The 2,695-nt window shown below is 55.7% G+C and carries 3 protein-coding genes and 1 pseudogene; 3 read left to right on the plus strand and 1 reads right to left on the minus strand.

Features of this window, described 5'->3' with window-relative positions; genetic code table 11:
• Positions 1-163: pseudogene (locus GAL01_RS16230) on the plus strand (IS481 family transposase); the annotation flags it as partial.
• Positions 164-184: 21 nt separating this feature from the next.
• Here the strand turns inward: GAL01_RS16230 and GAL01_RS15305 are convergent.
• Positions 185-721 carry a TetR/AcrR family transcriptional regulator gene (locus GAL01_RS15305; RefSeq protein ID WP_197458940.1) on the minus strand — a complete coding sequence of 179 codons (537 nt, stop codon included), beginning with the start codon at positions 719-721 and terminating at the stop codon, positions 185-187.
• 152 nt (positions 722-873) lie between these two features.
• Between GAL01_RS15305 and GAL01_RS15310 the strand changes: the two genes are divergently transcribed.
• Both GAL01_RS15310 and GAL01_RS15315 read left to right on the plus strand, forming a co-directional pair.
• Complete coding sequence (locus tag GAL01_RS15310; RefSeq protein WP_062026942.1) at positions 874-1,668, plus strand: SDR family NAD(P)-dependent oxidoreductase; 795 nt, start codon at positions 874-876, stop codon at positions 1,666-1,668.
• A 295-nt stretch (positions 1,669-1,963) separates the two neighbouring features.
• Positions 1,964-2,695, plus strand: a 732-nt coding sequence (locus GAL01_RS15315) for an MFS transporter (RefSeq protein WP_145995673.1), incomplete at its 3' end; no start/stop codon positions are given.

The following is a 2,695-nucleotide window of genomic DNA, read 5'->3' on the forward strand; positions in this document are numbered from 1 at the left end:
GGTTCTGGGCGGCCTTTCGCCTACCGCCAAAGTCGCCGAGCGCCTCAGGCAGAGACCACGTCTGCGTAATCGAAGCTATAAAACTATGACAGAGGTCAGTATCATGAACGACGTCGACCGTATCATGGTTTACGCCAATGACGTCTCACAACCTGACAGCTAGGTTCCATATTTGTCATCATTTTTACCGGACACCGGTTGAATCATCGGGAACCGCCTTGAGCGCCTCGTCAACAACGACCTGAAGCTGTTCCTGACGAAAACCGTCACGCGCCTGAATAGCCATGCCCTGCATAACAGCCGTGACGTAAGACGACAGCCGTGTCGCGTGTTCTCGGCTGACCCATCGCTGCAATGTATCGGTCAAAAGCGCGCGAAACTGCGCGCGACGTTGCGCCAGATCGCGCGCCAGATCTTCATGGTCGGGATGACTCGCAATCATGCCGGTATTGAGCATACAGCCGACTTCACCCGCTGGATCCACCAGTCCGCGTGCCGTCCCTTCAAGGAGGAGGCGGACCGCCTCGCGTAGAGAGCATGCAGCTTCCATGAAGGACAAATCCGACGCACCACGCATATTTGCATACCGGTCCAAGGCCTCGCGATAAAGCGCTCCCTTGTTGCCGAATGCCGCATACAGGCTCGGTGCGCCGATGCCAAGTGCCGCCGTCAACTGCTGGAACGACACACCTTCATAACCGTATTTCCAGAACAAGCGCATGGCAGTTTCAAGTGCCGCATCGCGGTCAAAACTTCGGGGGCGTCCGCTGGGACGTTTTGACGCTATTTCCATAACGATCATTAAACATCGTTTGACAGCAGGAATCAATGAAGTCATTCTTAAACGATCATTACAGAATGAAAGATCGATTGATGTCATCCAGCAAACCGGTAGCTCTTATCACCGGCGCCTCCTCCGGTATCGGAGCCGTCTATGCCAATCGTCTCGCCGAACGCGGCTACGACCTTGTGCTGGTTGCGCGCCGCGTCGACCGACTGCATGCAATTTCAGAAAAACTCACAAGACAGCATGGGGTCGAGATCCGGACCCTCAAAGCTGACCTCACAGTTGAAAATGATCTTGTTTCGCTCGAGGATCTTCTGCGTTCTGACGAACGGATTGCCTTGCTTGTGAATAATGCGGGAAATGGCAAGCTCAGCAGCACGGTTGATATGTGCGATGTTGATGCGAATGCGACGCTCGCACTTAATATCGTCGCCCCGACCCGGCTGGCTCGCGCGGTTCTTCCCGGCTTCGTCAAACGTAACACTGGCGCGATCATCAATATTGGTTCGGTGATGGCCTTCTGCACGCTCCCGATCACGACGCTTTATAGTGCGACCAAAAGTTACCTTCTGACGTTCAGCCAAGGCCTGAAGGCCGAGCTTGCCGAAACCGGCGTGCGCGTGCAGGCCGTACTGCCGGCCGGCACCGCAACCGAGTTTTACGACCACGCGGGAATCCCGCTTTCGGCCTTCGATCAGGCCGCAATCATGACGACCGAGAATCTGGTCGATGCCGCATTGGTCGGGTTCGATCAAGGTGAAGATGTAACACTGCCGTCGGTCCATGATGCGGGTTTGTGGTTGGCCTACGAAAACGCTCGCTCGACTTTGTTCGGTGCAACTCAAACAGGGGTGCCTGCACCGCGCTATAAAAGGACCTGAAGAACGCTAGATTTGCGGGGATGTCCGCTTCCCAGCGATCATGCTGGGATAGCGGACTTTCCGCTTTCCCCCCTGATCTGCCTGTTCGCCCAGTTATATAGGAGCAGACAGGCGGCAGTCGCCTACATCTCCGACACCCGGATCATTCCAGGACAGGGCGGAGAGCAGACATTTATAGCGGTCTAAGCACAAAACAGACGCGGCATCGCGTGAGAGTGTTTCTCGACAAGGGTGTCTGCCGCACTTATGCGTATCTACTTACCCGACCTGCATTACGACAAAGAGAATAAGACCAGTGAAGTCTTCAGTTTCCGCCGTTCTAGACCCACGAATATGGCTTCTTGCTCTCGGCACCTTCGCGATCGGGACAGATGTGTTCGTCATCTCGGGTATTCTGCCCGCAGTCGCGACCAGCCTACATGTGAATCTCAACGGTGCTGGCCAAATCGTTACAGCCTACGCCCTGACATATGCTCTTATCGCGCCAGTTGTCGTGCCCTTTACCGCGGCCTTCAGGCAAACCCGGATCGTCATTGGCACCCTAACCGTGTTTGCCATCGCAAATATGCTCTGTGCTACAACGCCATCTTATGCTGTCCTGATTGCGGCCCGGATTATCGCTGGCGTCGTCGCTGCCCTCTATACTTCGACAGCCTATTCCCTCGCAGCATCTCTCGCGCCAGACACCCGGAAAGGTGCGGCGCTCTCTGCCGTGGCGCTTGGCTTCACTGGATCAGCCGTCTTCGGCGTTCCGATCGGGACGGCGATCGGCGATATACTCGGCTGGCGTATGACCTTCTGGCTGGTAACGGCAGTCTCGACACTGTCTGCCATCATTCTGTGTCTCCGGCCACCAAAGGAGCCAGTTAGACACGCCGCGGTCGTCAGCATTGCAGCGAGGTTTGCGCCTCTTAAAGATCCAACAATCCTTCTTGCCATGCTGCCAAGTGTGTTCTGGAACACCGCCAATCTGATGAGTTATACTTATCTTGGTGCTCTTCTGGCCCGGCACCATGAGCCACGTACC

Origin of the sequence: Gluconobacter albidus, from assembly GCF_002723915.1 — a bacterium.
Taxonomy (GTDB): Bacteria; Pseudomonadota; Alphaproteobacteria; order Acetobacterales; family Acetobacteraceae; genus Gluconobacter; species Gluconobacter albidus.

Bases quoted from the DNA above. Each gene is read 5' to 3' on its own strand.
- GAL01_RS15305 (WP_197458940.1), bottom strand. From the start codon at position 721: ATGCGCTTGTTCTGGAAATACGGTTATGAAGGTGTGTCGTTCCAGCAG.
- GAL01_RS15310 (WP_062026942.1), top strand. From the start codon at position 874: ATGTCATCCAGCAAACCGGTAGCTCTTATCACCGGCGCCTCCTCCGGT.